Source organism: Actinomyces sp. HMT897, from assembly GCF_016626125.1.
GTDB lineage: Bacteria > Actinomycetota > Actinomycetes > Actinomycetales > Actinomycetaceae > Actinomyces.
In genome coordinates this window covers 3,205,495-3,230,569 of record NZ_CP067336.1, presented here as the reverse complement: position 1 = coordinate 3,230,569, position 25,075 = coordinate 3,205,495, and the positions used below count along the sequence as shown (strand labels likewise).

The 25,075-nt window shown below is 72.5% G+C and carries 18 protein-coding genes; 4 read left to right on the top strand and 14 right to left on the bottom strand.

The window, feature by feature from the left end; all coding sequences use genetic code 11:
* Positions 1 to 28: 28 nt before the first annotated feature.
* The 3 genes from argH to JJJ15_RS12545 all read right to left on the bottom strand — a co-directional run bounded on the left by argH (position 29) and on the right by JJJ15_RS12545 (position 5,501).
* A complete protein-coding gene (gene argH / locus JJJ15_RS12555; RefSeq protein WP_200510974.1) occupies positions 29 to 1,549 on the bottom strand; it encodes an argininosuccinate lyase in 1,521 nt (506 codons plus the stop codon).
* Positions 1,550 to 1,745: 196 nt separating this feature from the next.
* Positions 1,746 to 2,618 carry a formate/nitrite transporter family protein gene (locus tag JJJ15_RS12550; protein WP_200510973.1) on the bottom strand — a complete coding sequence of 291 codons (873 nt, stop codon included), beginning with the start codon at positions 2,616 to 2,618 and terminating at the stop codon, positions 1,746 to 1,748.
* A 1,527-nt stretch (positions 2,619 to 4,145) separates the two neighbouring features.
* Positions 4,146 to 5,501 (bottom strand): O-antigen ligase family protein, encoded by a 1,356-nt coding sequence (locus tag JJJ15_RS12545; protein ID WP_246742081.1) that lies wholly within the window; start codon positions 5,499 to 5,501, stop codon positions 4,146 to 4,148.
* A gap of 1,414 nt (positions 5,502 to 6,915) precedes the next feature.
* On the opposite strand from JJJ15_RS12545, the gene JJJ15_RS12540 reads away from it, so the two are divergent.
* Complete coding sequence (locus JJJ15_RS12540) at positions 6,916 to 8,178, top strand: hypothetical protein (protein ID WP_200510971.1); 1,263 nt, start codon at positions 6,916 to 6,918, stop codon at positions 8,176 to 8,178.
* A 152-nt stretch (positions 8,179 to 8,330) separates the two neighbouring features.
* On the opposite strand, the gene JJJ15_RS12535 is transcribed toward JJJ15_RS12540, so the two are convergent.
* The 9 genes from JJJ15_RS12535 to pheS form a co-directional block, all read right to left on the bottom strand.
* Positions 8,331 to 9,551 carry an argininosuccinate synthase gene (locus JJJ15_RS12535; RefSeq protein ID WP_200510970.1) on the bottom strand — a complete coding sequence of 407 codons (1,221 nt, stop codon included), beginning with the start codon at positions 9,549 to 9,551 and terminating at the stop codon, positions 8,331 to 8,333.
* An 87-nt stretch (positions 9,552 to 9,638) separates the two neighbouring features.
* The gene (locus JJJ15_RS12530) at positions 9,639 to 10,196 is read right to left on the bottom strand and encodes an ArgR family transcriptional regulator (RefSeq protein ID WP_200510969.1); all 558 of its coding nucleotides are present in this window, start codon (positions 10,194 to 10,196) and stop codon (positions 9,639 to 9,641) included.
* A gap of 108 nt (positions 10,197 to 10,304) precedes the next feature.
* Complete coding sequence (locus tag JJJ15_RS12525) at positions 10,305 to 11,564, bottom strand: acetylornithine transaminase (protein ID WP_246742080.1); 1,260 nt, start codon at positions 11,562 to 11,564, stop codon at positions 10,305 to 10,307.
* Positions 11,561 to 12,493: an acetylglutamate kinase gene (argB, locus tag JJJ15_RS12520; RefSeq protein ID WP_200510968.1), complete on the bottom strand. Its 933-nt coding sequence runs from the start codon at positions 12,491 to 12,493 to the stop codon at positions 11,561 to 11,563. Before argB ends, JJJ15_RS12525 begins: the two co-directional genes overlap by 4 nt.
* The gene (gene argJ / locus JJJ15_RS12515; protein ID WP_200510967.1) at positions 12,490 to 13,668 is read right to left on the bottom strand and encodes a bifunctional glutamate N-acetyltransferase/amino-acid acetyltransferase ArgJ; all 1,179 of its coding nucleotides are present in this window, start codon (positions 13,666 to 13,668) and stop codon (positions 12,490 to 12,492) included. The genes argB and argJ overlap by 4 nt, the downstream gene beginning before the upstream one ends.
* Positions 13,665 to 14,897, bottom strand: a complete 1,233-nt coding sequence (locus tag JJJ15_RS12505) for an N-acetyl-gamma-glutamyl-phosphate reductase (RefSeq protein WP_246742079.1) — start codon at positions 14,895 to 14,897, stop codon at positions 13,665 to 13,667. Before JJJ15_RS12505 ends, argJ begins: the two co-directional genes overlap by 4 nt.
* A gap of 255 nt (positions 14,898 to 15,152) precedes the next feature.
* A complete protein-coding gene (locus JJJ15_RS12500) occupies positions 15,153 to 15,647 on the bottom strand; it encodes a flavodoxin domain-containing protein (RefSeq protein WP_106108930.1) in 495 nt (164 codons plus the stop codon).
* A gap of 254 nt (positions 15,648 to 15,901) precedes the next feature.
* A complete protein-coding gene (gene pheT / locus JJJ15_RS12495) occupies positions 15,902 to 18,586 on the bottom strand; it encodes a phenylalanine--tRNA ligase subunit beta (protein ID WP_200510966.1) in 2,685 nt (894 codons plus the stop codon).
* Position 18,587: 1 nt separating this feature from the next.
* Positions 18,588 to 19,673 carry a phenylalanine--tRNA ligase subunit alpha gene (gene pheS, locus JJJ15_RS12490; RefSeq protein WP_200510965.1) on the bottom strand — a complete coding sequence of 362 codons (1,086 nt, stop codon included), beginning with the start codon at positions 19,671 to 19,673 and terminating at the stop codon, positions 18,588 to 18,590.
* Between the two features lie 140 nt (positions 19,674 to 19,813).
* Between pheS and JJJ15_RS12485 the strand changes: the two genes are divergently transcribed.
* Genes JJJ15_RS12485 through JJJ15_RS12475 form a run of 3 tightly spaced genes read left to right on the top strand, consistent with a single transcriptional unit; the run spans position 19,814 to position 23,263 of the window.
* On the top strand, positions 19,814 to 20,689 hold the full coding sequence (locus tag JJJ15_RS12485; RefSeq protein ID WP_200510964.1) for a MerR family transcriptional regulator: 876 nt from the start codon (positions 19,814 to 19,816) through the stop codon (positions 20,687 to 20,689).
* 25 nt (positions 20,690 to 20,714) lie between these two features.
* Complete coding sequence (locus tag JJJ15_RS12480) at positions 20,715 to 21,626, top strand: ABC transporter ATP-binding protein (protein ID WP_200510963.1); 912 nt, start codon at positions 20,715 to 20,717, stop codon at positions 21,624 to 21,626.
* Positions 21,623 to 23,263, top strand: a complete 1,641-nt coding sequence (locus tag JJJ15_RS12475; protein WP_200510962.1) for a Tat pathway signal protein — start codon at positions 21,623 to 21,625, stop codon at positions 23,261 to 23,263. Before JJJ15_RS12480 ends, JJJ15_RS12475 begins: the two co-directional genes overlap by 4 nt.
* A gap of 187 nt (positions 23,264 to 23,450) precedes the next feature.
* On the opposite strand, the gene JJJ15_RS12470 is transcribed toward JJJ15_RS12475, so the two are convergent.
* Together JJJ15_RS12470 and JJJ15_RS12465 are read right to left on the bottom strand one after the other, a co-directional pair.
* A complete protein-coding gene (locus JJJ15_RS12470) occupies positions 23,451 to 23,921 on the bottom strand; it encodes a hypothetical protein (RefSeq protein WP_200510961.1) in 471 nt (156 codons plus the stop codon).
* Positions 23,922 to 24,251: 330 nt separating this feature from the next.
* Positions 24,252 to 25,058, bottom strand: coding sequence for an RNA methyltransferase (locus tag JJJ15_RS12465; protein WP_106108922.1), 807 nt, complete (start codon positions 25,056 to 25,058; stop codon positions 24,252 to 24,254).
* Positions 25,059 to 25,075 lie beyond the last annotated feature (17 nt).

Genomic DNA, 25,075 nt, shown 5'->3' with positions numbered 1-25,075 from the left:
ACCCGGCCCTGGCCGGCGTCCCCGGGCACTAGCCCCGCCCCGTCCCGGCGTCAGCTGGCACCCGCGCCCCGAGGCCGTCCAGGAGGGAGCCCTGGCGGGCGAAGGCCCGTAGGGTGGCGGCGTGGGCGGTCGCCCGGGCCAGCTGCTCGGCGACGCGCACGGGCGCGGTACCGCCCCGGCCGGCGCGGGCGGCCACGGAGCCCTCAGCGGAGAGCACCTCGCGCACCCCCGGCGTCAGGCGGGGGTCAATGGCGGCGAAGTCGTCGTCGCTCAGCTCCCACAGCTCAATGCCGCGCTCCTCGCAGACTCGCACGCAGGCCCCGGAGATCTCGTGGGCGGTGCGGAAGGGGACGCCACGGCGCACCAGCCACTCGGCCACGTCGGTGGCCAGGGAGAAGCCCTGGGGGGCCAGGGCGGCCATGCGCCCATAGTCCAGGACCATGGTGCCCACCATGCCGGCCACGGCGGGCAGGAGCACGGCCAGGGTGTCCACGGCGTCGAAGACCGGCTCCTTGTCCTCCTGCAGGTCGCGGTCGTAGGCCAGGGGCAGGGCCTTGAGGGTGGCCAGCAGGCCGGTGAGGTCCCCAATGAGGCGGCCGGCCTTGCCGCGTGCCAGCTCGGCCACATCCGGGTTCTTCTTCTGGGGCATGATCGAGGAGCCGGTGGAGTAGGAGTCGTCCAGGGTGACGAACCCGAACTCCTTGGTGTTCCAGATAATGATCTCCTCGCTCAGGCGGGAGATGTCCACGGCGGTCATGGCCAGGACGAAGCTGAACTCCGCGACCACGTCGCGCGAGGCCGTGCCGTCGATGGAGTTCTCCACGGCGGAGGAGAAGCCGAGGTCGGCGGCGACGGCGTCAGGGTCCAGGCCCAGGGTGCTGCCGGCCAGGGCGCCGGAGCCGTAGGGGGACACGGCGGCACGGGCGTCGACGTCCTCCAGGCGCTCCACGTCACGCATGAGCGGCCAGGCGTGGGCGAGCAGCTGGTGGGCCACCAGGACCGGCTGGGCGTGCTGGAGGTGGGTGCGTCCCGGCATAATGGCCTCCCCTGCCGCTGCGGCCTGGCCGGTGAGCGCATCGACCACGTCCAGGACGAGCCCGGCGACGTGGCGGGCCTGGTCACGCAGGTACATGCGGATGAGGGTGGCGATCTGGTCGTTGCGGCTGCGCCCCGCACGCAGGCGCCCGCCCAGGTCCTCCCCGGCGCGCTCCATGAGGCCCCGCTCCAGGGCGGTGTGGACGTCCTCGTCGGCGGGCACGGGTGCGAAGGCGCCGGAGACGACGTCGTCCTCCAGGCGGTCCAGGGCCTGGAGCATGTCCTCCAGCTGGGAGTCGTCCAGCAGCCCGGCACCGTGCAGGGCCCGGGCGTGAGCCCGTGAGCCGGCGACGTCGTAGCGGGCCAGGCGCCAGTCGAAGTGCGTCGAGACGCTCAGGGCAGCCAGGGCGTCGGCCGGGCCGCCGCGAAAACGCCCTCCCCACAGGCTCATGCCCGGGGCGGGTCCGACCGGGCAGGAGGGGGCGTCGGGCGGTGTGGCGGTGGTGTCACTCATGGGGCCATCATGGCCTACTTCCGGGACGGGGACCGGGGTCGTGCCCCCGCGCCGGTCACGGACGCCGGGTCGCCGGAAACGTACTTTAGTTGCCGGGAACGTACCGTAGCCACCGGCGACGTACCTTAATCGCTGGCAACGTACCTCCAGGGTACGTCCCCGGTGACTAAGGTACGTCGCCGGTGCGCGCCCCGACTCAGGAGTGCGGTACGGCGGCCCTGACCCGGCTGCGGACCCAGCGGTCGTCGTTGGCGTAGGCGTAGTAGGCGCCAATGAGGACGCCTCCGCCCACGAAGTTGCCCAGGAGCGCCACCGCCACGTTCCCGCTCGCGGCCAGGACGTCGATCCCGTGGGTGAGGCCCACGACGGTGAACAGGACCGTGTTGGCCACGGAGTGCTCGAACCCCAGGAAGGCGAAGACGAACACGGCCACGATCATGGACACGATCTTGGACCAGTCGTCGTGGATGAACCCGTTGTAGATGAGGAGCATCGCCAGGTTGATCATGAAGTTGCACAGGATGGCCCGTACGAAGAGGTCCCCCACCCCGGAGACCGAGTCCATGTAGGCCAGCTTGGCCTGCACGGAGTGGACGGCCTGCTCCCCGGTGGCGCCTCCCACCAGGGTGGAGAAACGGTACATGACGGCGAAGACGAGCCCGCCCAGGAAGTTGCCCATAAAGCACATGAACAGGACCCTCATGCCCCGCCACGTGGTAATACGCTTGTAGTAGCGGCCGATGACCACCACCATCATATTGGATGTCAGGAGCTCGGACTTGGTGTAGTAGATGAATACCAGGGCCGGTCCGAACGCGAGGGCGCCGAGAAACTTCCCCACCCCCGCCGCCCCTAGCTCGGCGAAGGTCCCGACAATGGCGTAGTTGACAATGTAGAAGACGGCCACGATCATGCCCGCCATGGCCGCGCGCATGAGGTACCGCTGGGCTATATTGCCCGTCATCCGGGTCTTGGTATCCAGTGCCTCCAGGACGGTGGAGATGAACTGCTTACCGGGGAACAACTGGTTGGGCGCTGCCGCCTCCGTGGCGGCCTGGGTCTCAGCCATGGCCCTATGGTCGCACGGGCCGAGCGATCTGGCACCCCTCAGCGGGCCCTGGTGGGTCCCCGGCGCCCGGCCGCGGTACCTAGCAGGCCTCCGCCTAGGACTGTAGGCCCACACCGTCATCCGGCCTACCCACGTGGACCGGGAGGGCCTCGAGCTCGGCCTGGGTGACCTGGGTTACGGGCTGTGGTTGCCACGTGGACCAGGGAGCCTGGGGCGACGCCGGTGGTGGAGCTGGCCCCGCGGCTGCCTCGCGGCACCCACCAGTCCGCCCCCTCTCCGCGAGAACGGTACTTATTGCTCGCGAGAACGGTACTTGTTCGCCGCGAGAACGGTACTTATGTGGTGAGGACGGATGGCGCGTCGGGCTGCCCCTGGGGCCGGGTCGCCAGGAGCGCTCGTCAATGGGTTCTGGGCGGCCCGGGTGCCTGGGGCTGCGGCTCGGGTGGCCCCTGTGGGTCAGGGCCTGACCGCCAGGGCGGCCCGGGTGCCTGGGGCTGTGGCACATGACCGCTGGCACGAACCCGGAAGCGCTGATGGGCGGTTGCGGGTAGCTGGGCTGTCGGGTGGTGCGGTCGTCATGACCGTACGAGGAGGACCGTGACGCTGGCCTGCCTGCCGACGGCCCTCAGGCGGTGTCATGACCGTACGGGAAGGACGGTGGCTCGGTGGTGGGGTGGACTGCCGGGTGGCACGCGCCTACTGGCCTGTGCGGGTGCGTCCTAGTCCCGGCGGTCGTCTGGCGGCCCGGGTGCCTGGTGGCTGTGGGGACGCCTCAGGGGCGGCCGGTCAGTCCTTCGAGGAGGCTGTGCGCCCCGGATCTGGGCGGCTCGGGGCCGCCCGGGTGGTCTCCGGGCGCAGTTCGAGGTGGTTTATGCGGAGCTCTGGATAGTCTGCCGCCTGTCTGGTGGCCCGGACCGTGTGCGTGACGCAATCTGAGGATCAGAACGGAGGGCACCCCCGACCGCATTGACCCGCGAACCCCTGACCTGCGCGGACATAAAGTGTACAAAGACGGGAACAGGGTGGGCCCAGCTCTGATCCTCAGATTGCGACAGAACCAGGCGCCCGGCCCCGCCAGGGTGCGCATAACCAATCTGCTCTCACGCAGGGGTGGGAAACAGCACAGGGCCCTCGTGGCCATGGACAGCAGGAGGGCGTCGAGCGTGGGGTCGGGGGCGTCCAGACAGGACCCGCGTGGCCATGGACAGCGGCCATGGACAGGTTGGCGCCTGCTCTCACGCGAGGGCGGGAGACGGCGGGAGATTAAGGACAGTCGGCGCGCAGGCCCCGCCGCCAGGATCCACCGCCGGGCGGCCTCCACGACGACGGGGCAGGCCCCACCGCCCCCAGGAGCCAGCGGATGCGTCAGCGTGCACCACGAAGAGCTTCGGGACGACAAGTACGAGTCAGTCATCCGCACCCTGCCAGCAGCCCCGACCTGACCACCCACTCCGGAAGAGGCTGGACGGCATCTGTGGGGTGGTGCCGCGGCGATGGACCCGACCGCCCACCCCCGGAAAGGCGCGCCTAGGGCACGAGCACGCGCTCGCTGCGACGGGAGCTTGCCGGGAGGTAGATGCTGCGGGTGGCGTCTGACGAGGGACGCCAGCGGCTCGCCGTCCTCTCGACCATACGGTGAAGCCCCAGCCAGGTGGCCAGGGCGCAGACGACCATCCAGTTGCCCTCCGAGAGCAGGCGGGACTCGCTGAGTGCCTGCACCGCCAGGGCCGTGGTCAGCAGGACGGGCAGGAGGACGGAGGAGTCGGAGTCCAGGTAGCGCAGCGCCAGCCGCCCCGTCTGGATCAGCAGCTGGGCCATGAGCAGGACAATGAGCAGCGCACCGACGACGCCGGTCTGGAACAGCGCCTCGACGTAGGCGTTGTGCGCGCTCATGGTAGGGGTGCCGTCAGGACGGATGACCAGGGTTTGGAACATGGGGATCCAGGGCTCCCAGTACATGATCCACCCCCAGCCGAGGATGGGGCGCTGCTGCCACAGCGCGATCACCCGCTCCCAGATCACCCATCGTCCGCTGGCGTCGGGTGAGCGCCCCAGGAGCATAATGATGGTCTGGTTGAAGACCAGTGACAGGGCCCCCGCCACCATGGCCGCCCCTGCGGCCATGACGAGCGCCCGCCGCCGCCTGGCGCCCCCCAGCCTGCGCAGGCACCACAGCAGGAAGGCGAGCCCCCCGCACACCATCGTGGCCACGGTGACGGTGGCCGAACGGGTCAGCGCCAGGGTGAGCAGGCACAGGGCGGACCACACGACGAGGTGGGAGTTGCTGATCTGGTGGTCACGCCATCGTACGACCACGCAGATGAGGGTCAGCAGGGCCACGAAGGCCAGGGGGTTGCGGTTGCCGATGATCCCCTGGATCGGACCACCCTGAAAGAGCAGCCCGTCGCTCCAGTAGTAGGACGACGGGATCACGTCCCAGTTCCGCATGTACAGGGGCGCCAGGGGGTGGTGCAGGACCAGGGCGACCCAGGCCTCCAGGACCAGGCTCAGGGCGATCGTCGCCTCCAGGGCACGTCCCAGCGCGACGGTGAGCTCACGCAGCGACAGGCTGCAGGCCAGCAGAATGCCGACCGCGCTCGTAGTCACCATGAGCGCGGCTGCGAGCGCGGTCTCCGCCGGGAACTGCGACCAGGCGAGGCTGAGGACGCACAGGACGGTGTAGGCACAGGCCACTGGCGGCAGGGCGCGCAGGGGGACGCGGTGCCCCTCACGCAGGAAGACGACCAGGAGGATGACAGTGCTGATGGCGGCGATGACCCCGAACAGGGTCCACCCGACGATATTGCGCACTCCCTGGCCGGAGAAGGTCAGGAAGGAGGCCCAGGTGCCCAGCGCGGGCATGAGCCTGGGCCGTGAGCTCATCACAGCAGCGCGTGTCCGCGTGCGCTCCATCGATGATCCGCCGCCTTCCGTTACGTTGTCAGCAAAGCCTCGGCGTTGCCGAGGGCGGACCACGCCCGCCGGGGACATAGTAAGAGGTTTTTGACCGACTCGGCCACGCGGTGGGGGCCAGGCGGATCCCGGGGCCGGGCTGCCGCCCCCGCGGCCCGACTCGGCCACGCGGTGGGGGGCCAGGCGGATCCCGGGGCCAGCCGGTGCTGGTGACCTGCCCGGGTCGTGGGCGCGACTCGGGCGACCACGAGAGGAGCCAGGGCGGGCAGCGACCTGCCCTGGGTCGTGGGCACGACTCGGTGGGGGCCAGCCAGCAGGAACACGCTGGCCCTGAGCCGGCCCGGCGCCCGCGCCCCCAGCGTCCACGCCCTCGCGCACCCCCTCCTCCGCGAGAACGGTACTTATTCGTCGTGAGAACGGTACTTGTTGGCCGTGAGAACGGGGGGTCGCCCTGGTGGCCTGGCCGCGGACGCCTCTGCCGCAGGGCCGCCCGCCGCGAGGACGGGGCGCTGCGAGGGGTGCCCACCGGGTCCCGCGGCACCTTGTCCCCCTCACCCTCTTCATCCCCCACGGTGACGTGCCATAGTCACCGACAACGTACCCTAGCTATCGGTGACGTACCCTAGTCATTGGCGACGTACCCCAGACGGCCTCCAGAGTACGTCCCCGGTGACTATGGCACGTCGCCGGCAGCTAGGGTACGTCCCCGACACAGGATGACATCAGGCCACTACACCACGGACAGGAACCTACCCCCATCAGGCACGACGACGCACGCGCCACCCGAGCTACCCTCCACCCATGACCAGCACCCCATCACCTACCACGCCACCCCCGGGACCCCGACGCCGAGGCCCTGAGCAACCCGCACACCCCCGCCGCCGAGCTCGCCCGCATAGCCGCAACCCGCCCCGACCTCCACCCGGCCATTGCCGCCCACCCCCACTGCTACCCCGCCCTCCACCAGTGGATCACCCACTACCAGGCCACCACAACCACCAACCCGACCCCGACCACCGGCAACCAGGCCCCGGCCGCTGGCTCAGCCCCCGCCAACACCCTGGCTACCAGTCTGGCCCCAGCCACCGTCCCGGCCACCGCGGGGACCACGACCCCGCGGAACGACCAGGCCCAGACCACCCCCTACCCAGCACCCACCACAGACACCAGCACCCCGACCACCACCAGCAACCAGACCCCGGGGACCACACACCCCCAGGGCCCGTCCCGACGCACCATCAACCGAGCACTCCCCCTCCTCGCAGGCGGAGCCGCCCTAGCCACCCTAGGCGGCATTAGCACCTGGAGCCTCTCCCACTACCTCTCAGAAGAACCCCAGGACCCCACAGAAGAGGAACCACAGACAAAACACGGAACGTTCTCCATGTCCGCCCTGTCACCCAACTTCGCCCGGGGCGCTACCCGAACCTGGAGCATTGACTCATTCAGGGGCATGTGCACATCCCCCCAGGGTGACTACGTGTTCGGTCTCCACGGTACCCTAGAGGACACGGAGCCGAGTTCCTACCGTCTTTACCCGATTGACGGTTCCGGCGTCGGGGAACCGGTCGAGGTGGCGGCGTCGCACTGGGACTGGGACGACTTTCAGCACGGTCACCACAGTGTGCATACGTCATGGTGGGGGAGCTATCCCCTGCTCGTTGACAAGATCATCGACCCGCGCAGCGGGGGCGTGACCCCCGTCCCCTGGGACACTGCGTCGCACCTGTTCCTCGGGGCGCTCGACAATGACACCGCCCTCCTGCTGAAGGTGCCACCGTACCAGGACGGGGACGGAGCGGCGGCAGAAGGTCCTATTATCGCGGTCAGCCGTCAGATGCAGGAGACCTGGCGCACAAACGAGGCCTATGTGTCGGCCTTCTTCGACCCGGCCCGCCCCGACGTCCTCATAGGCTACCGGTCGTCGCGCACCAGTGCTGGTGGCAACCGTGACACCATTACCCCGCACCTGATTGACATTACGACAGGAGCGACCACGGCGACCCTGACACCGCTCGTCGAGCCGAGTGAGCGCGGCATTATCCTGGCCACGGACGGGGTCGTCGTGGTCACTACGGCGTCAGAGCACACGGCCCAAGCCCGCGCCTTTGGCTGGGACGGTGCACTGCAGTGGGAGCAGACCGGGCAGTACGCGCGCATCGTCTTCGACGGCGTCCCCTCAGTCGACGTCGTCCAACGTTCACTGACCAGCCTCAGCGGGGCGACGGCCGTGGTGGCGGAGAACGGCGTCGCCCTGGTCCAGAACGGGGACGGGACCTTCAGCCGCCGGGGCGACGCCGGGGGCGCGGGCCCCTCCCTCAACCTGGGGGACGACAACACCTTCAGTGGAGGAAGGTACGAGGTCGACTTCACGGTCCTGGCGGACGGGTCGGCCGCCATGTGCTGGGCCGGCAGGGGGTCGTCGGTGAGCCTCGTCGACGCCTCCACCGGCAGGCCGGTGCAGGACATACCGTCAGTCGTCCTGTTCTCCCGGGTCATGGACAGACTCTCCTGGGTCGTGGACGGGAAGCAGTACGCGAGCCTCCTGCCGGCATTCGGTGGCGTCTTCCTGGGCGACCCCGGCCACCTGCTCGTCATGGAGGAGAAGGGCACCACCTTCTGCACTACCTGCTACGTCCCCGCATAGGGACCCCCGCAGAGGCGCCAGGTCCCGTAGCGGGTGACGAATAAGTACCGTTCTCGCGAACAACAAGTACCGTTCTCACGAGCAACAAGTACCGTTCTCGCGAGAGACGGGGCCGGGGTCAGGGCCGGGGCCGCGGGAGGCCCCGGCCGTCCTCAGAAGCCGGCGCCGCCCAGGCGCACGTCGCGGGCCGCGGCGAGCTTGGACTGCATTCCGTAGATCTCAATAAAGCCGCGCGAGGAGGACTGGTCGAAGGTGTCCCCGGTCTCGTAGGTGGCCAGGTTGAAGTCGTACAGCCCGGTATCGGTCCTGCGCCCGTTGACGGTGGCCCTCCCGCCGTGCAGCACCATGCGGATGTCCCCGTTGACGTACCTCTGGGTGTCCTCGATAAAGGCGTCCATGGAGCGCTTGAGCGGGGAGTACCACTGGGCCTCGTAGACCAGTTCGCCCCAGACCTGCTCCATCTGGCGCTTGTAGCGGCGCTGAAGACGCTCCAGGGTGACGGCCTCCAGGGCCCGGTGGGCCTCAATGAGGGCCACCGCCCCGGGGGCCTCGTAGATCTCGCGGGACTTAATGCCCACCAGCCGGTCCTCCACCATGTCAATACGCCCCACGCCCTGGGCCCCCGCACGCCGGTTCATCTCCTGGACGGCCTGGAGCGGGGTGACCTCGCGCCCGTCGATCGCCACCGGGATCCCCTGCCGGAAGGTAATGGTCACCTCGTCGGGCAGGGGCGGGTAGGTGGGGTCGTCGGTGTAGACGTAGACGTCCTTGGTGGGGGCGTTCCACAGGTCCTCCAGGAACCCGGTCTCAATGGCACGGCCCCACACGTTCTGGTCGATGGAGAAGGGGTTGTGCTTGGTGGTCTCAATGGGCAGGTGGTGCTTCTCGGCGTAGTCAATGGCCACGTCACGGGTCAGGGCCAGGTCGCGTACCGGTGAGATGCAGTCCATGTCCGGGGCCATGGAGGTAATAGAGACCTCGAAGCGCACCTGGTCGTTCCCCTTGCCGGTGCAGCCGTGGGCCACCGTGTGGGCCCCGAACTGGCGGGCGGCCTTGACCAGGTGCTTGGCGATGACCGGGCGGGACAGGGCGGAGACCAGCGGGTAGGTGCCCTCGTAGAGGGCGTTGGCCTTCAGGGCGGGCATGCAGTACTCGGACGCGAACTCCTCACGGGCGTCAGCCACGTAGGCCTCCACGGCCCCGCAGTCCAGGGCCCGCTGACGGATCACCTCAAGGTCCTCCCCTCCCTGGCCGACGTCGACGGCCACGGCCACGACCTCACGGCCGGTGGCCTCCTCGATCCAGCCGATGGCGACGGAGGTGTCCAGGCCGCCGGAGTACGCCAGGACGACGCGGTCCTTGTGGGTGCTCATAGTAAGTTTCTCCTTATTAGTGTGTTTTTGTGCACGACGACGTCGCCCCGCCGCCCACAGGGCCACAGGGTGCGGGGGCGTGGGGTGTCAGCGGTTACCCGACTCGGCCAGGGCCAGCAGGTGGGCGCCCACGCGCTCAGCGGCGGCGTTGGAGTGGGTGACCACCAGGACGGTGTCGTCCCCGCCGATGCAGCCCAGGACCTCGGGTATCATGGCGTCATCGACCGCGCTGGCCAGGAGCTGGGCGGCCCCGGCGGGGGTGCGCAGGACGAGCTGGCTGCCCGCCCACTCGGCGGTGACCAGGAGGTCGGCGCACCACCGGGCCAGGCGGGCGGTGACGTGCTCCTCCAGGGTCCTCTCCGGCAGGGGCGCGCCCGGGCCGACCTGCCCCGGGGCGCCGGCCTGGGGGATGGCGTAGACCTGGTTCCCCCCGGCCGAGCGGACCTTGGTGGCCCGCAGCTCCACGAGGTCGCGTGAGAGCGTGGCCTGGGTGGTCAGCACCCCTCGCTCGGCCAGGACCTGGCGGAGCTGGGCCTGGGAGCGGATACGTTCCTTGCTCAGGACCTGGACGATAATGGCGTGGCGGGCTGCTTTAGTGGCCGGGACGGCGACCAGGGTGTCCATGCGGTCAGGAAGTGACGTCATAAATCATAACATACAATTGTACGTATATTCATGCAAACTAGGGGCGCGGTCCCAGCGTGTTCGTCTCGTCACATATTCTACGGTGGGAGCCCGCCCCCGGTACGCCGGTCATCCCGGCCCGCCGCTGGCGGCCCCCACCCGCTCCCCCAGGACCCGCCCCAGGACCGCGGTAAAGGCCTGCGCGTCCGCCTCCGGCAGGATCAGGGGCGGGGCCAGGCGCAGCGTGTCAGGGCGCGGCGCGTTGACAATGAACCCGCGCCCGGCGAGCTCCTCCGCCACCTCGCCGGCCGGGCCCACCCGCTCCTCCAGCCCGACGCCCAGCAGCAGGCCCCGGCCCCGCACCTCGGCCACGCCCTCCAGGGCGGCCAGCTGGCTCGCCCAGGCCCGGCCCAGGCGTGCCGCGCGGGCCAGCAGGCCATCGTGCTCCAGGGTGTCGATGACGGCCAGGGCGGTGGCGCAGGCCACCGGGTTCCCGCCGAAGGTGGTGCCGTGCTGGCCGGGGCCCAGCAGGCGGGCCGCCTGGCCGTGGGCCACCACGGCGCCGACGGGGAACCCGCCGCCCAGGCCCTTGGCCAGGGTCACCACGTCCGGGGTCACGCCCGGGGCCAGCAGGTGGTGGGCCATCCAGGCGCCGGTGCGCCCCATACCGGTCTGGACCTCGTCGACCACCAGCAGCGCCCCGGACCTGGCGGTGGCCTCCCGCGCGGCCCGGAGGTAGCCCTCGGGGAGCTCACGCACCCCCGCCTCGCCCTGGATGGGCTCGACGACCAGCGCGGCCACGTCCGGGCCCAGGGCCGCCTCCAGCGCCCCGACGTCACCCGCGGGGAGGAACTCCACCCCTGCGGGCAGGGGCTCGAAGGGCTCGCGGTAGGCGGCCTTGTGGGTCAGGGCCAGGGACCCCATGGTGCGGCCGTGGAAGGCGCCCTGGAGGGCCAGGACCCGGGGGCGGGCGGCCCCGCCGTGGCGGCGGGCGATCTTGAAGGCGGCCTCGTTGGCCTCCGTGCCCGAGTTGGCCAGGAAGACGGTGGTCTGGTCGGGCCCGGAGCCCGGGTAGACGATCCTGGCCAGCTCCTCGGCCAGGCGGATCTGCCCCGGGGTGGTGAACAGGTTGGACACGTGCCCCAAGGTGGACATCTGCTCGCTGACGGCCGCCACCAGGGCGGGGTGGGCGTGCCCCAGGCAGTTCACGGCGATACCTGCCAGCAGGTCGGTGTACTCCACCCCGTCGGCGTCCCAGACGTGGGCGCCCCGACCGCGCACGAGGACCCGGGCGGGGGTGCCGAAGGTGGGCATGACCGCCTGGCGGTAGCGCTCGCGCCAGGAGCGGGTGGCGGGCGGGGTGGTGGCCGGCGTCGCGCTCGTGCTCACACCAGGTCACCGTCCCCGACCGGTCCGGCGATATCGGGGTAGACCACGGTCCCCACCCCGTCGTCGGTGACGATCTCCAGGAGCATGGAGTGGGGCTGGCGCCCGTCCACGACGTGTGCCTGGCCCACTCCCCCGCGCACCGCCCGCGCGCAGGCCTCCATCTTGGGGACCATCCCGGAGCCCAGGTCGGGCAGGAGCCGCTCCAGGGCGCTGACGCTAATGCGGGAGACCAGGCTGGAGCGGTCGGGCCAGTCGGAGTACAGGCCCTCGACGTCGGTGAGCACCATGAGCTTCTGGGCCCGCAGGGCCACCGCCAGGGCGGCGGCCGCGGTGTCCGCGTTGACGTTGAGCACGGTGGTGGAGTCGGCGACCAGGGGGGCCACGGAGGAGATGACCGGGATACGCCCCTGGGCCAGCAGGTCCAGGACCGGGCGGGGGCTGACCTCGACGACGTCGCCGACCAGGCCCACGTCCACCGCCTCCCCGTCCACCGTGGCCAGGCGCTGACGGGCCCGCAGCAGGCCGCCGTCCTCGCCGCTGATACCCACCGCGGCCGAGCCCACCCGGTTGAGCAGGGAGACTAGCTCGCGCTGGACGCCGCCGGTGAGGACCATGCGCACCACGTCCATGACCTCGGGGGTGGTCACCCGCAGCCCGCCACGGAACTCGGAGTCAATGCCCAGCCGGGAGAGCATGGCGCTGATCTGGGGGCCGCCGCCGTGAACCACCACGGGACGCAGGCCCACCTGGTGCAGGAAGAGGACGTCGTCGGCGAAGGCCCGCTTGAGGTCCTCGTCCACCATGGCGTTGCCGCCGTACTTGATGACGACGGTGGCGCCCCGGTAGGCGCGCAGCCAGGGCATGGCCTCCAGGAGCACGGAGGCCTTCTGGGTAGGGGTCAGGGAGTCGGTCAGGTGGGTGGTGCTCATGTGGTGTAGTCCGCGTTAATGGTGACGTAGCCGTGGGTGAGGTCGTTGGTCCAGACGGTGGCCGTCGCGTCGCCCGCGTTGAGGCTGATGTCGATGCGGGTCTCCCGGGGGCTCATGTCCACCTCGGAGCGGTCGCTCCCCAGGGCCCCGTGGGCGAAGATCGTCACCCCGTTCATGGCCACGTCCACCTGCCCGGGGTCAAAGGGGCAGACCTCCTCCGGGACGGTGCCGAGCTGGGCCAGGACCCGGCCCCAGTTGGGATCCTGCCCGGCGACGGCGCACTTGAGGAGGTTGGAGGAGGACACCGTGCGGGCGGCGGCCAGTGCGGCGGCCTCGCTGACGGCGCCGGTCACGGTGACGGCGATGTCGTGGGTGGCGCCCTCGGCGTCGGCCACCAGGCGGCGGCCCAGGCGGCCCAGGACCTCGGTGACGGCCTCCTGGAGCTCCCCGGGGTCGGGGGACACGCCCGAGGCGCCGGAGGCCAGCAGGAGGACGGAGTCGTTGGTGGACATGCAGCCGTCGGAGTTAATGCGGTTGACGGTGCGCCCTGCCGCCGACGCCAGCACCCCGGCCGCCACCTCCGGCGTCACGACGGCGTCGGTGGTGAGCACCCCCAGGACGGTGGCCATGCCGGGGGCGAGCATGCCCACGCCCTTGATCATGCCCCCCACGGACCAGCTCCCCTGGGAGCCGGAGACGGTCAGGGCGTCCTCCTTGGGGACCGTGTCCGTGGTCATAATGGCCAGGGCGGCCCAGTGGGCGGCCTGGGTGGTGGCGGCGAGCTCGCTGGCGGCGACCTCCGTGCCCGCCAGGAGCGCGGGCATGGCGATGGGCTCGCCGATGACGCCGGTGGAGCACACCAGCACGTCCTGGGCGCGGCACCCCAGCAGGCCGGCGACCTTCTCGGCGGTGGCCACGGTGTCGGCGTAGCCGGCGGCGCCGGTGCAGGCGTTGGCGGAGCCGGAGTTCAGGACGACGGCGCGGGCGGCGCCGTCGGCGACCGCCTGGCGGGACCAGACCACCGGGGCGGCCACCACCCGGTTGGTGGTGAAGACGCCTGCGGCCACGTCCAGGGGGCCGTCGTTGACGACCAGGGCCAGGTCCGGCTTGCCCGAGCGCTTGAGCCCGGCGACGACTCCAGCGGCCCGGAATCCTATGGCGGTGGTCACGCTCATGGGGCGACTCCTTCGGTGATGACGCCGGTGTCCTCGGGCAGGCCGAGGGCGAGGTTGAGGCACTGGAGGGCGGCGGAGGCGGTCCCCTTGCCCAGGTTGTCAATGGCGCACAGCATAGTGGCGACCCCGGCGCGGGCGTCGTAGGTGACCTGGACGGTCGCCAGGCCCGAGCCCAGGACCTCCCCGGTGGTGGGCCAGGTGCCCGGCTCCAGGAGGTTGACCAGGGCCTCGCCGCGGGTCGGGGCTGGCTCGCCGTCGGCAGGGGCGCCGGGGCCGCTGGCCGGGGCGGGCTCGCCGCTGGCCGGGACGCCGGGGCCGCTGGCCGGGGCGCCCTCTGCGCCCTGCGTACCGTCGGCCGTGCCGGCGGGGCCGTAGGCGGCCTCCCAGGGGGCGCGCAGAAGGGCCTGGGGGTCGGGGGCGCCGGCGACGGCCTCGGACACCGGGGCGGTGACGGTGGCCAGGATGCCGCGGCTCATGGGGACCAGGACGGGGGTCAGGGACAGGCGCACCGACCCGGCGGGGGCGCCGGCGACCTCCAGGTTCTGGACGACCTCGGGGATGTGACGGTGGGTGCCGCCGACGGCGTAGGGCTGGGCGCCTCCCAGGGCGGCCGAGGCCGTCAGGTGGGGTTTGAGCGCCCTGCCGGCCCCGGAGTAGCCCACGGCCAGGACCGCGGTCAGGGCGCCGGGGTCCAGCAGGCCCGCGGCGACGCCCGGCTGGACGGCCAGGGTCACGGCGGTGACGTTGCACCCGGGCACGGCGACGTGCCGGGTGCTGGCCAGGGCGCGGCGCTGGGCGGTGGCGGTGGTCTCCCCGGCGTGCAGGAGCTCGGGCATGCCGTAGGTCCAGGGCGGGCAGAAGCCGGGACCGTAGTAGTCCTCCCAGGCCCTGGCGCTACTCAGGCGGTGGTCGGCCCCGCAGTCCAGGAGCAGGGGGGTGTGACCGGCGGCGGCCCCCGCCTCCTCCAGGGCGGCGGTGACGGCCCCGGAGGCCCCGTGCGGCAGGGCCAGTACGACGACGTCGTGGTCCAGCAGGTGGGCGACGTCGGTGGGCTCCACCCGGCGTCGGGCCAGGGCGGCCAGGTGGGGGTGGTGCTCACCGAGACGGGTGCCGGCGCTGGAGGAGGCGGTGAGCGCACCGATCTCCAGGTAGGGGTGCGAGGCCAGGAGACGCAGGACCTCTCCCCCGGCGTAACCGGTCGCTCCGGCGACCGCTGCTGTCCAGCTCATACGTGAAACATACAGTTTTCTGTATAGACATGCAATTGCCGAGGCGCCTCCCTGCCGTCACCTTGCTCACAGCCAGGTACCGCGAGAACGGTACTTGTTCGTACTGAGAACGGGGCGCTCACGGCGTTCCCGCAGGAGCACCGGCGCTCCGCGTGCGGGGCCCGCTGGGTCAGCCTTGGCGACCGCTGTGCCGTCCGGGACCGGCGCTCCGTGAGGGGCCCGCTCCCGCCCCGTCCCCGTGCGGGAGCGGGTGGCTCAGGCGTTGGCGGTGAGGGTGGTGGCAATGGCGTCCGCCCAGGCGCGCACGGTGTCCCAGTCGCGGTAGTCGCCCTCGGAGGCCCCGCCCAGGCGGGCCACGGCGCGCTCACGCAGGCTCAGGTCGGCGGGGGCGAAGCGCCCGGGGAAGGTGACGTGGTCCTCAGGCTCCAGCGCCAGCAGGACGGGGCCAATGCGCGTGGGGTCGGCCACCTTGCCCTTGGGCAGGCCGGAGAGGCCCACGGAGAAGGCCCACACGGGCCTGGCCGCCAGGGTGTCGCGGAAGCGCTTGGCGAAGTCGACGGCCTGGGGGGTCCACTGGGTCATGTAGACGGCGCTGCCCAGGATGAAGGCGTCGTACCCGTCCACGCTGACGACGTCCTCGGGACGCATGACCTCCACCTCGATCCTGGCGGCACGCAGCCGCTCGGCGATGACGGCCGCGACCTCGTCGGTCGAGCCGTGGCGGGAGGAGGACGTGAGCAGAATCTTCATGACGACCAGTATCGCTGAAGGCCGGGGCCGTGTCCGGGACCCGCCGTCTGTTCACGTCCCGGTAACGCACCTGCCGTCATGACGTGTATCACGCCATGGCGGCACGTCCGCCGGCCGGGCCCGGGCACCCCGGCTGGCCGCGGGCCGGGGGTACGCACACGCAGCTGCCTTCCCGGGCGCCCCGGCCCGGCCGGCTCGGTCAGGGTGCGGGTCAGGAGGTCGGCACCCGGGCACCCGGCTCGGCGGCCAGCCGTTCAGCTGCGCAGCTCGGCGCCCAGGAGCCTGCCCGCACGCTTGACCACGCGCTTGCGTACGGCGGCGGTCTCGCCGGCGGTCAGGGTGCGGTCCGCGGCGCGCAGCACCAGGGACAGAGCCAGGGACTTACGTCCCTGACCGACCTGCGGGCCCCGGAAGACGTCGAAGAGGCGCACCTCCTCGGCCAGGTCCCCGGCGGCCTGCCGGACCACGGACTCCACCTGGGCGGCCGGGACGGACTCGTCCACCACCAGGGCGATGTCCTCCTTGGCGGCGGGGAAGGTCGAGACGGGCCTGACCTGGAGGGGTCCCGCTGCCGCGGAGGCGTCCAGGAGGACGTCCAGGTCCAGCTCGACGGCGCAGGCGCGCGGTGGCAGGCCCAGGGTACGCGCGACGCGCGGGTGGAGCTCCCCGGCGTGGCCGACCAGCTCCCCGGGGACCAGGTCCCTGCCCCGGCGCACCGGTGCCAGGCGGATCTCCGCGGTGCGCCCGGGGTGCCAGGGGGCGTAGGGCCGCTCAGGGGCGCGGACGGACACCTCCACGCCCAGAGTCGCGGCGACGGTGCGGGCCACCTCGACGGCGTCGGCCCAGTCCCAGGGGCGGTCAGGCCCCGGCACCCCGCCCCTGACGCGCGCCCCGGTCAGGACCACGCCGACGTGCACGGGCTGGGAGGGGATCCCCGCCTCCAGGGCGGCGACCTCCTCGGCGGTGGGGCGCCGGTCCACCCCGGGGATGGCGGCGGGCACGGTACCAGCCGGGTGGGTGACGGAGCCCACCTCGTAGACGGCCACGTCGCCCAGGCCCCGGGAGATATTGCGCCCGGCGACCTCCACCAGGGAGTCCAGGACGGACGTGCGCAGGGCGGGGGCGTCCTCGGCCAGGGGGTTGGCCAGGCGGACGGTGGCACGGCGCGGGTCGTCGTCCGGGATCCCCAGGCGGTCGTGCACGTCCCCGATGAACGGGTAGGACAGCACCTGGGTGATCCCGGCGTCAGCCAGGGCCCGTACCACGTCGCGCCGGGCCCGCTGACGCGGGGTCAGGCCGGTGCCAGCGGGTGCCGCGGGCACGATGACGGGGATGGAGTCGTAGCCGTCAAGGCGGGCGACCTCCTCGGCCAGGTGGGCGGGGCCCACCAGGTCGGGGCGCCAGGTGGGCGGGGTCACCGACAGCATCCCGGTGCCGTCCTCGGCCCGCGCGGGCGCCACGACGCAGCCGATCATGGTCAGCAGCTCGGTGACGCGCGCCGGGTCGTAGTCCACGCCGGCCAGGCGGGCGGCGAAGTCGGGGCGCACCACCAGGGGCGCGGGGGCCGAGGTGCGGTCCACGTCGGAGGCCACCGGGTCGGCGACCCCCCCGCCGTACTCCACGAGCAGGTCCACAGCCCGCTGGGCGGCCACGGGGGCCAGGGCGGTGTCCACCCCGCGCTCAAAGCGCTTGGAGGACTCGGTGGGCAGGCGGTGGCGGCGCGCGGAGCGGGCCACGCTCACCGGGTCGAAGTGGGCGGCCTCAATGACGACGTCGGTGGTGGCGGCGTCGATCTCGGCGTCGGCGCCCCCGAACACCCCGGCCAGCACCAGGGGGCGGGAGCCGGGCCCGTCCGGGGAGTCGGCGACGACCAGGTCCTCAGGATCCAGGGTGCGGGTGACCCCGTCCAGGAAGGTCAGGGACTCCCCCGCCCCGGCGCGGCGCACCACGACGGGGGCGGTGAGCTTGCCGGCGTCGAAGGCGTGCAGGGGCTGGCCCAGGTCCAGCATGACGTAGTTGGTGACGTCCACGATCAGGCTAATGGGACGCATCCCGGCGGCGGTCAGGCGCTCACGCATCCAGGCCGGGGAGGGGGCGGCGGGGTCGATACCGCGCACCACGCGGGCCACGTAGCGGTCGGCGCCCGCCCGGCCGCGCACGGGCCTGGGGTCAGGGTCGATACGCACCGGGAAGGCCCCGTCGGCGGGGTGGGAGACCCCGTCCGTGGACCCGGTGGACGGGGCCAGGCCGCCCGGGAACAGGTCCGGGTTCGTGGCGTCGGCGGGGTCGGTGAAGCGGGCCCCGGTGGCGTGGGAGTACTCGCGGGCCATGCCCCGCATGGAGAAGCAGTAGCCGCGGTCCGGGGTGACGTTGATCTCCAGGACCTCCTCCCCCAGTCCCAGCAGGGGGACGGCGTCGGTGCCCGGCGCGGGGGGCTCCTCACCGGTGCGGCCGTGCTCGGCCAGCCACCGCCCCAGGACGATAATGCCGGAGTGGTCCTCGCCGATACCCAGCTCCCGGGCCGAGCAGATCATGCCGTCGGAGACGTGCCCGTAGGTCCTGCGGGCGGCGATACGGAAGTCGCCGGGCAGGACGGCGCCGGGCAGGGACACCACCACGAGGTCGCCGACGTCGAAGTTGTGGGCGCCGCACACGATCCCGCGGCTGGGCAGCTCGGAGGGCTCCTTGCCGGTGCCGGGGGCGTCGTTGTGCGCAGGCCCCACGTCCACCCGGCAGTAGTTAATGGTCTTGCCGTTGGACTGCTTCCTGGCCTCGCGGGTCAGTACCCTGCCCACCACCAGGGGGCCGGTGACGGCGGGGGGGAGAACGCGCTCCTCCTCCAGGCCCACCCGCACCAGGTCGGCGGCGAGCTGGGCGGCGCTCAGGCCCGCGGGGACGTCAACGTGCTCGCGCAGCCACTCGAGGGGGACGTATGGCATGTCAGTGACCCTTTCCGGTGGTGCCGAACTGCTGGGAGAAGCGGATGTCGCCCTCGACGATGTCGTGCATGTCGGCGATGCCGTGGCGCAGCATGAGGGTGCGCTCCAGGCCCATGCCGAAGGCGAAGCCGGTGTAGACCTCGGGGTCGATGCCGCAGGCGGTGAGCACGTCGGGGTTGACCATGCCGCAGCCGCCCCACTCGATCCACCCGGCCCCGCCCTTCTTGGCCGGGAACCACAGGTCCATCTCGGCGCTGGGCTCGGTGAAGGGGAAGAAGGAGGGGCGCAGGCGGGTGCGGGCCTCGGGCCCGAACATGGCCCTGGCGAAGTGGTCGAGGGTGCCCTTGAGGTGGGCCATGGTCAGGCCCCTGTCCACGGCCAGGCCCTCGACCTGGTGGAAGACGGGGGTGTGGGTGGCGTCGAGCTCGTCGGAGCGGAAGACCTTGCCGGGGCAGGCCACGTAGATAGGGGGCCGGTGGTCCAGCATGACGCGGGCCTGCACCGGGGAGGTGTGGGTGCGCAGCACCAGGTTGGGGTCCTGGTCGTCGGCCGCGCCGACGGAGTCGCCCCGGACGTAGAAGGTGTCCTGCATCTGGCGGGCGGGGTGGTCGGCGTCGAAGTTGAGGGCGTCGAAGTCGAACCACTCGTGCTCCACCTCCGGGCCCTCGGCGATGGACCAACCCATGGCGGTGAACAGGTCACAGACCTCGTCAATGAGGACGTCCAGGGGGTGGCGGGCGCCGGCGGCCGCGCGCGCGGTGGGGACGGTGACGTCCACGGCCTCGGTGGCGAGCATCTCCTCCTCGGCAGCGGCCTCCAGCGCCTCCTGCCGGGAGGCCAGGGCGGCCTGGAGGCGTGCGCGGGCGGCGCCCAGGAGCCTGCCGGCCACCGGCTTGTCCGCCCTGTCCAGGGCGCCGATACCCCGGTTGGCCAGGACCAGGGGCGAGGCGTCGCCGGTGTGGGCCAGACGGGCCTCCTTGAGGGCCGCCAGGGAGTCGGCTGCCGCGAAGGCGGCCAGGGCCTCCTGGACGGCGGCGTTGACGCCCGCCTCGTCCAGGGGCGAGAGCGCGCCGGGTGCATGAGTCATGAGTGTGCCTTCCCACCGGGTCTGGGTGTCTCGTGCCGGGTCCCAGAGTAGTCGGCCCCACCGGTACGTTCGACTCCAGACGCCCTCGCCCTCCCGCCACCGCTTGACGGTGACGTTGCGTCACCTGGTGGGATGGGGCCATGCGCGTCACCAAGATCGCCGACCTGGCCGGGACCACGCCCCGGGCGGTCAGGCACTACCACCGCCTGGGCCTGCTGGAGGTACCGCCCACCGTGCGCGGCAGGCGCGAGTACGGCGTCGGGCACCTGGCGCGCCTGCTGCGTATCCGGTGGCTGGCCGACAGCGGCCTGTCGCTGCGCCAGGTCGCCGAGGTCCTGGCCCCCGACCCCGCCACCTGCCCGGAGCGGCCCGGCACCGGGTCGCACCGTCAGGTGGTGCTGAGCGACCTGCGGGCCGTGAGGGACACCATCTCGGCCCAGCGCCGCCTGCTGGCCGAGCAGGCGCAGCGGATCGACGCCCTCATCGCCCGCGTGGAGGCCGGCCAGGCCCTGGCCCCCGTCCCGAGCGCCCTGACCCGTTTCTACGACGCGCTCGAGGCGCGGGTCCGGGCCCTGGGCGGGGACGTGCGCAGCGTGCACGCGGAGCGCCAGATGGTCCTGGTCCTGGGGTCGCTCGGCATGGTCCCCGACAGCGTCGTCCCCTTTATCGAGGCCCTTGACGACGCCGAGCTCGACACGTGCGCCCAGCAGATCACCACCTTCGCCCGCCTGGCCCAGATGCCCGGCGGCCAGGGCGTCGCCACCGCCCGCGACCTGGCCGCCCGCAGCATGGACCTGATCAGCCGCCACAAGCACCTCACCCTGGCCGTCCTGGGCGACCTGCCGGACGGGGTGATGGGACACGCCATGTGGCACCTGGTCCAGGTCCTGTCCGACGCCGGCTACCCCTGCCCCGCCCAGCACGCCTTCGCCAGCCGTCTCCTGGAGCTCCTGCTCGCCGACCCCGACTTCGCCGCCACCATCCGCCGCTCAGCAGGAAAGGACCCTGTTCTGTGACCAGAACCACTGGAGAGAGGACCCTATGACCGACCACGAGAACCAGGCACCTGTGCGCGTCCGGGGCCTGGTCAAGCGCTTTGGGCGCGTGACCGCGCTGGACGGCCTGGACCTGGAGGTGTCAGCCGGATCCGTCCACGGCTTCCTGGGCCCCAACGGGGCCGGCAAGTCCACCACCATCCGCGTGCTGCTGGGCCTGTACCGGCCCGACGCCGGAAGCGTGCGCGTCCTGGGCCGCGACCCGGGCCACCAGGCCTCGGCTATCAACCGGGAGGTGTCCTACGTGCCCGGGGACGTCGTCCTGTGGCCGAACCTGACCGGCGGGCAGGTCCTGGACGCCCTGGCCGGCCTGCGCGGCTCACGCGACCGGGCCCGGGAGGAGGAGCTCACGGAGCGGTTCGAGCTGGACCCGAGCAAGAAGGTGCGCACCTACTCCAAGGGGAACCGGCAGAAGGTGGCGCTCATCGCCGCCCTGGCCGCCCCCACCCGGCTGCTCGTCCTCGACGAGCCCACATCCGGCCTGGACCCGCTCATGGAGCGCGTGTTCACCCAGGAGGTCGCCCGGGCCGCGAGCGCGGGGCGCACCGTCCTGCTCTCCAGCCACGTCCTGGCCGAGGTGCAGAGCCTGTGCTCGGCGGTGACCATTGTCAAGGACGGGCGCGTGGTGGAGGACGGGGACCTGGGTACCCTGCGGCGCCTGTCACGGACCCGTGTCGAGGTCCGTGACACCCCCGGGCGCCTCGACGCCGTGGCGGCGGCGCTCACCGCCCTCGGGACCGCCCCGGAGCGTGACGGAGACCACCTGGTCGTCCAGGTCCCGGCCGGGCGCGTGCCCGAGGTGCTGGAGGTGGTGGCCAGGCACCGGGCCACCGACGTGACCTGCCAGGCCGCCAGCCTGGAGGACCTGTTCCTGCGCCACTACGAGGACGTCCTGTGAGCGCGGCGGGAGGCCGTGCCCCTGCCGGCTCCGACGCGCTCGCGGGGCTGGGGCCGGCACTGCGCCTGCTCACCTACAGGTGCCGGGTCCGGGTACTCGCCTGGGTCCTGCCGCTGTGGGGGCTGGCCGCCATGGTCCCGAGCTACCAGAGCGCCTACCCGACCCTGGAGCTGCGCGCCGGGCTCATTGAGGGCATGCGCGCCTCAGCCGGTACCAGGCTGCTCTACGGGGTCCTCCCCTACCCGGGCACCATCGGCCAGCTCGCCCAGTGGGAGGTGGGCAGCTACCTGCTCACGTGCGTCAGCCTCATGGCGGTGCTGCTGACGTGCCGGCTGCTGCGCGCCGACGAGGACGAGGGCCTGGTGGAGGTGGTACGTGGCGCCGGGGCCGGGCGCTGGGTGCCCCTGGCCGCCCCGGTCCTGCTCGTGGCCGGGGCGGTGGGCCTGCTCGCGGCGGGCGTGGGCGGGATTCTCCACGTCATGACGCTGGACGTGGCCGAGCTGACCGTCGTCGGGGCGTGGGCCGTGGCGGGCACGGTCGCGGTGGTCGGCTGGGCCGCTCTCGCCCTGGCCGTGGTGGTGTGCCAGCTGGCCCGCAGCGGGCCCGGGGCGCGGGGCCTGTCCCTGGCCTGTCTCGGGGTGGCCTTCGGGCTGCGGGTGGCGGCCGACGAGGCCGGCTCCTCACGGCTCTCAGGGTGGCTGAGGTGGGTCAGCCCCCTGGGTTGGCGCGACCTGGTGCGGCCCTACACCGAGGACCGCGCGTGGCCGCTGCTGGCGTGCACCTGCCTGTGCCTGGCCCTCCTGGCCGGCGGGGCGCTGCTGTACCGGCGTCGGGAGTACCTGGGCGGGTACCTGCCGGACCGCGCGTCGAGCCGACGCCGGTGGCGGGTGCGGGGGCACGCTGACCTCCTGGGACGTCTGGCGGTGCGCTCCGCTGGCTCCTGGGCGGTGGCGGCCGTGGCCGTGTCCGTCCTGTTCGGGGCGATGTCGGGCACGGTGACCACCCTGCTGGAACCGGGCTCGCCCACACAGGCCTACGTCGCCCTCATGGCCGAGGGCAGCCCGGTGGCGCAGTTCCTGTCCCTGCTGACGGTCCTCACCGTGCTCCTGGTGGTCGTGGCGGCGGTGGGCCGGGCGAGCGGGCTGGCCGCCTACGAGCGGGCGGGGCTGGTCGAGGTCGAGGCGGCTGCCGGGGTGGGGCGCACGTGCCTGTTCCTGACCCGGACGGGTGCCGCCGCCCTCGAGGGCGCCGGGCTGCTGGTGCTCTCCGGCGGGGTGCTCGCGGCGGCGGTGGCCACCCAGGTCACCGTGGACCACGCGGTGGGTCGGGCCCTGGTCTTCACCCTCAGCCAGCTGCCGGGGCTGCTCGCGGCGGTCGGCCTGGCCCTGGCGCTGGTGGGGCTGGCGCCCCGGTACGTCAGCCTGGCCTGGGCGGTGGTGGCCTGGAGCGTCTTCGCCCAGTTCTTCGGGGGCCTGGTCAGGCTGCCCCGCTGGGCGCGGGACCTGAGCGTGCTCGGCCACCACCTGGACGTCGTCGGCCCGGTGGACTGGTGGCCCCTGGTGGTGCAGGCGGTGGTGGGGGCCGCTGGGATCCTGGTGGGCCTGGCAGCCTGGCGGCGCCGGGACCTGGGGGCCTGAGCCGCACGGGCCGCCCGGTACCTGCCAGCTGCCGCCGGGGCGTCCAGACACCTACCGGGCGACCCTGTGCCCAATGCCCGAGGTGCCCCCGCTACCGGGGCGACTACGTCGACCCGCTGGCGGGCGGTACGGCCGCTGACCGTCTGCCGCCGGGACCCGGGCCCTGGCGGCGGGCGGTCAGGGGCGGTCAGGTGAGTGCCGGGATGAGCAGGAGGAGCGTGGAGGCCGCGTAGAGGCAGGCGTACACCGCGTGCAGGGGGAGGTTGAGGCGCGCATAGCGGGCGAGCTCCGTGTCGGTGAGGTGCTGGCCGCTCACCAGGCGCTCCTCGGGGCGGGTGAAGCCCGTGAGCCCGTGCACGAGGAGGAGGAACGGCAGGCAGCAGGCGGCTGGCAGAAGGTGGAGGACCCCGGTTCCCCGGCCCGCGACCAGCGTCACGAGGGCGACGAGGAGCTGCAGGAGCATTGTTAAGCCGTAGACCGACTTCAGGTGGATGCGACGCCGGAACTCGGGGTAGGTGCGCTGGAGCTCCTCTGCCCGCCCGGTGCGCACCATGAAGGTGAAGTAGCCGCCGATCGTGAGGCAGTACATGGTGAGGAAGCCGGCGACCATGCCCGTGGCGAGCACGTCGCAGACGAGGAGGGTGGTAGACAGTGGCACCTGCGGTTCCTCTCATAGGTCTCTACGGGGCCGTGCGGGCCCAAGACCAGCACGCCTCGACTAAGGGCATCCTAATGCAGTGCCGCCGGGGCGTCCTTGGCCGTACTCGCGCGCCCGGGCCCCACGACGACCCGGGGACAGACGAGGGCCCCGGTACCCGGGCAAAGGCCAGGAGCAGCAGCACCCCGCCACCGGCAGGACCGGTGGGAGGCCGTGCAAGGCGGTGCCCGCCGCCAACGGCCAGCAGGCGAACCCCACGGCTCCCGGGTCCGTGCCCGCGGTTAGCGGCACTGGCACAGGGCCGTGGCGGCGGCGCCAAGGGCTTGCCCCTCAGCGCTGGGCGCGGGCGGAGGCGTAGAGGCAGACCGCCGCGGCGCTGGCCACGTTGAGGGACTCCGCGTGGCCGAACACGGGGACGCGGACCACGGCGTCGGCCTCCTGGAGGACCCGGGGGCCCAGGCCGTGGGCCTCGTTGCCCAGCAGCCAGGCGGTGGGCGCGGTGAGCACGTCGTCGGCCGTGAAGAGGTCCGTGTCCCCCCTGGCGTCCGCCGCGAGCAGGCCCAGCCCTGCCTGCCGCAGGGCGGTGAGCCCCTCCTCCAGCTCCACGCCGGTGACCACGGGCAGGTGGAACAGGGAGCCCGCGGTGGCGCGCACCACCTTGGGCGCCGTCACCTCGACGCTGCCCCGCAGGAGGACGACGGCGTCGGCCCCGGCGGCGTCGGCCGTGCGGATCATGGTGCCCGCGTTACCGGGGTCCTGGACCGCCGTGAGCACGACGACGAGCCGGGCGCCCCGCAGGACAGGCGCCAGCGCCTGGTCCCCCGGGGTAGCCACGACCGCCAGGACGCCCTGGGCGTCGGGGCTCATGGCCCTCATGACCTCGTCGGTCACCAGGTGGCGGTACAGGCCGGCGGCCTCGGCCTCCTGCCAGATCCCCGCGTGCCGCCGGGCGGCCTCGGGGGTGGCGTAGACGTCGTGGACGGCGCCGGGGGCGTGGCGCACGGCCTCGCGCACGCCCTGGGGCCCCTCGACCAGGAAGCGCCCGAACCGGTTGCGTGCCTGGCGCCGGATCAGGCCGGCCACACGCCGCACCCGCTCGGAGCCGACGTTGGACAGGATGGAGGAGGCGTTGCTCATGGCCCCAGACTACGGCC

What these genes read in the sequence shown, in the direction of transcription:
- JJJ15_RS12535 (WP_200510970.1), bottom strand. Translation starts at nt 9,551, where the DNA reads ATGAGCACCCACAAGGACCGCGTCGTCCTGGCGTACTCCGGCGGCCTG.
- JJJ15_RS12485 (WP_200510964.1), top strand. Translation starts at nt 19,814, where the DNA reads ATGCGCGTCACCAAGATCGCCGACCTGGCCGGGACCACGCCCCGGGCG.
- JJJ15_RS12500 (WP_106108930.1), bottom strand. Translation starts at nt 15,647, where the DNA reads ATGAAGATTCTGCTCACGTCCTCCTCCCGCCACGGCTCGACCGACGAG.
- JJJ15_RS12545 (WP_246742081.1), bottom strand. Translation starts at nt 5,501, where the DNA reads ATGAGCTCACGGCCCAGGCTCATGCCCGCGCTGGGCACCTGGGCCTCC.
- JJJ15_RS12540 (WP_200510971.1), top strand. Translation starts at nt 6,916, where the DNA reads ATGTCCGCCCTGTCACCCAACTTCGCCCGGGGCGCTACCCGAACCTGG.
- argH (WP_200510974.1), bottom strand. Translation starts at nt 1,549, where the DNA reads ATGAGTGACACCACCGCCACACCGCCCGACGCCCCCTCCTGCCCGGTC.
- JJJ15_RS12505 (WP_246742079.1), bottom strand. Translation starts at nt 14,897, where the DNA reads ATGAGCTGGACAGCAGCGGTCGCCGGAGCGACCGGTTACGCCGGGGGA.
- JJJ15_RS12550 (WP_200510973.1), bottom strand. Translation starts at nt 2,618, where the DNA reads ATGGCTGAGACCCAGGCCGCCACGGAGGCGGCAGCGCCCAACCAGTTG.
- pheT (WP_200510966.1), bottom strand. Translation starts at nt 18,586, where the DNA reads ATGCCATACGTCCCCCTCGAGTGGCTGCGCGAGCACGTTGACGTCCCC.
- JJJ15_RS12480 (WP_200510963.1), top strand. Translation starts at nt 20,715, where the DNA reads ATGACCGACCACGAGAACCAGGCACCTGTGCGCGTCCGGGGCCTGGTC.
- JJJ15_RS12465 (WP_106108922.1), bottom strand. Translation starts at nt 25,058, where the DNA reads ATGAGCAACGCCTCCTCCATCCTGTCCAACGTCGGCTCCGAGCGGGTG.
- pheS (WP_200510965.1), bottom strand. Translation starts at nt 19,673, where the DNA reads ATGACTCATGCACCCGGCGCGCTCTCGCCCCTGGACGAGGCGGGCGTC.
- argJ (WP_200510967.1), bottom strand. Translation starts at nt 13,668, where the DNA reads ATGAGCGTGACCACCGCCATAGGATTCCGGGCCGCTGGAGTCGTCGCC.
- argB (WP_200510968.1), bottom strand. Translation starts at nt 12,493, where the DNA reads ATGAGCACCACCCACCTGACCGACTCCCTGACCCCTACCCAGAAGGCC.
- JJJ15_RS12530 (WP_200510969.1), bottom strand. Translation starts at nt 10,196, where the DNA reads ATGACGTCACTTCCTGACCGCATGGACACCCTGGTCGCCGTCCCGGCC.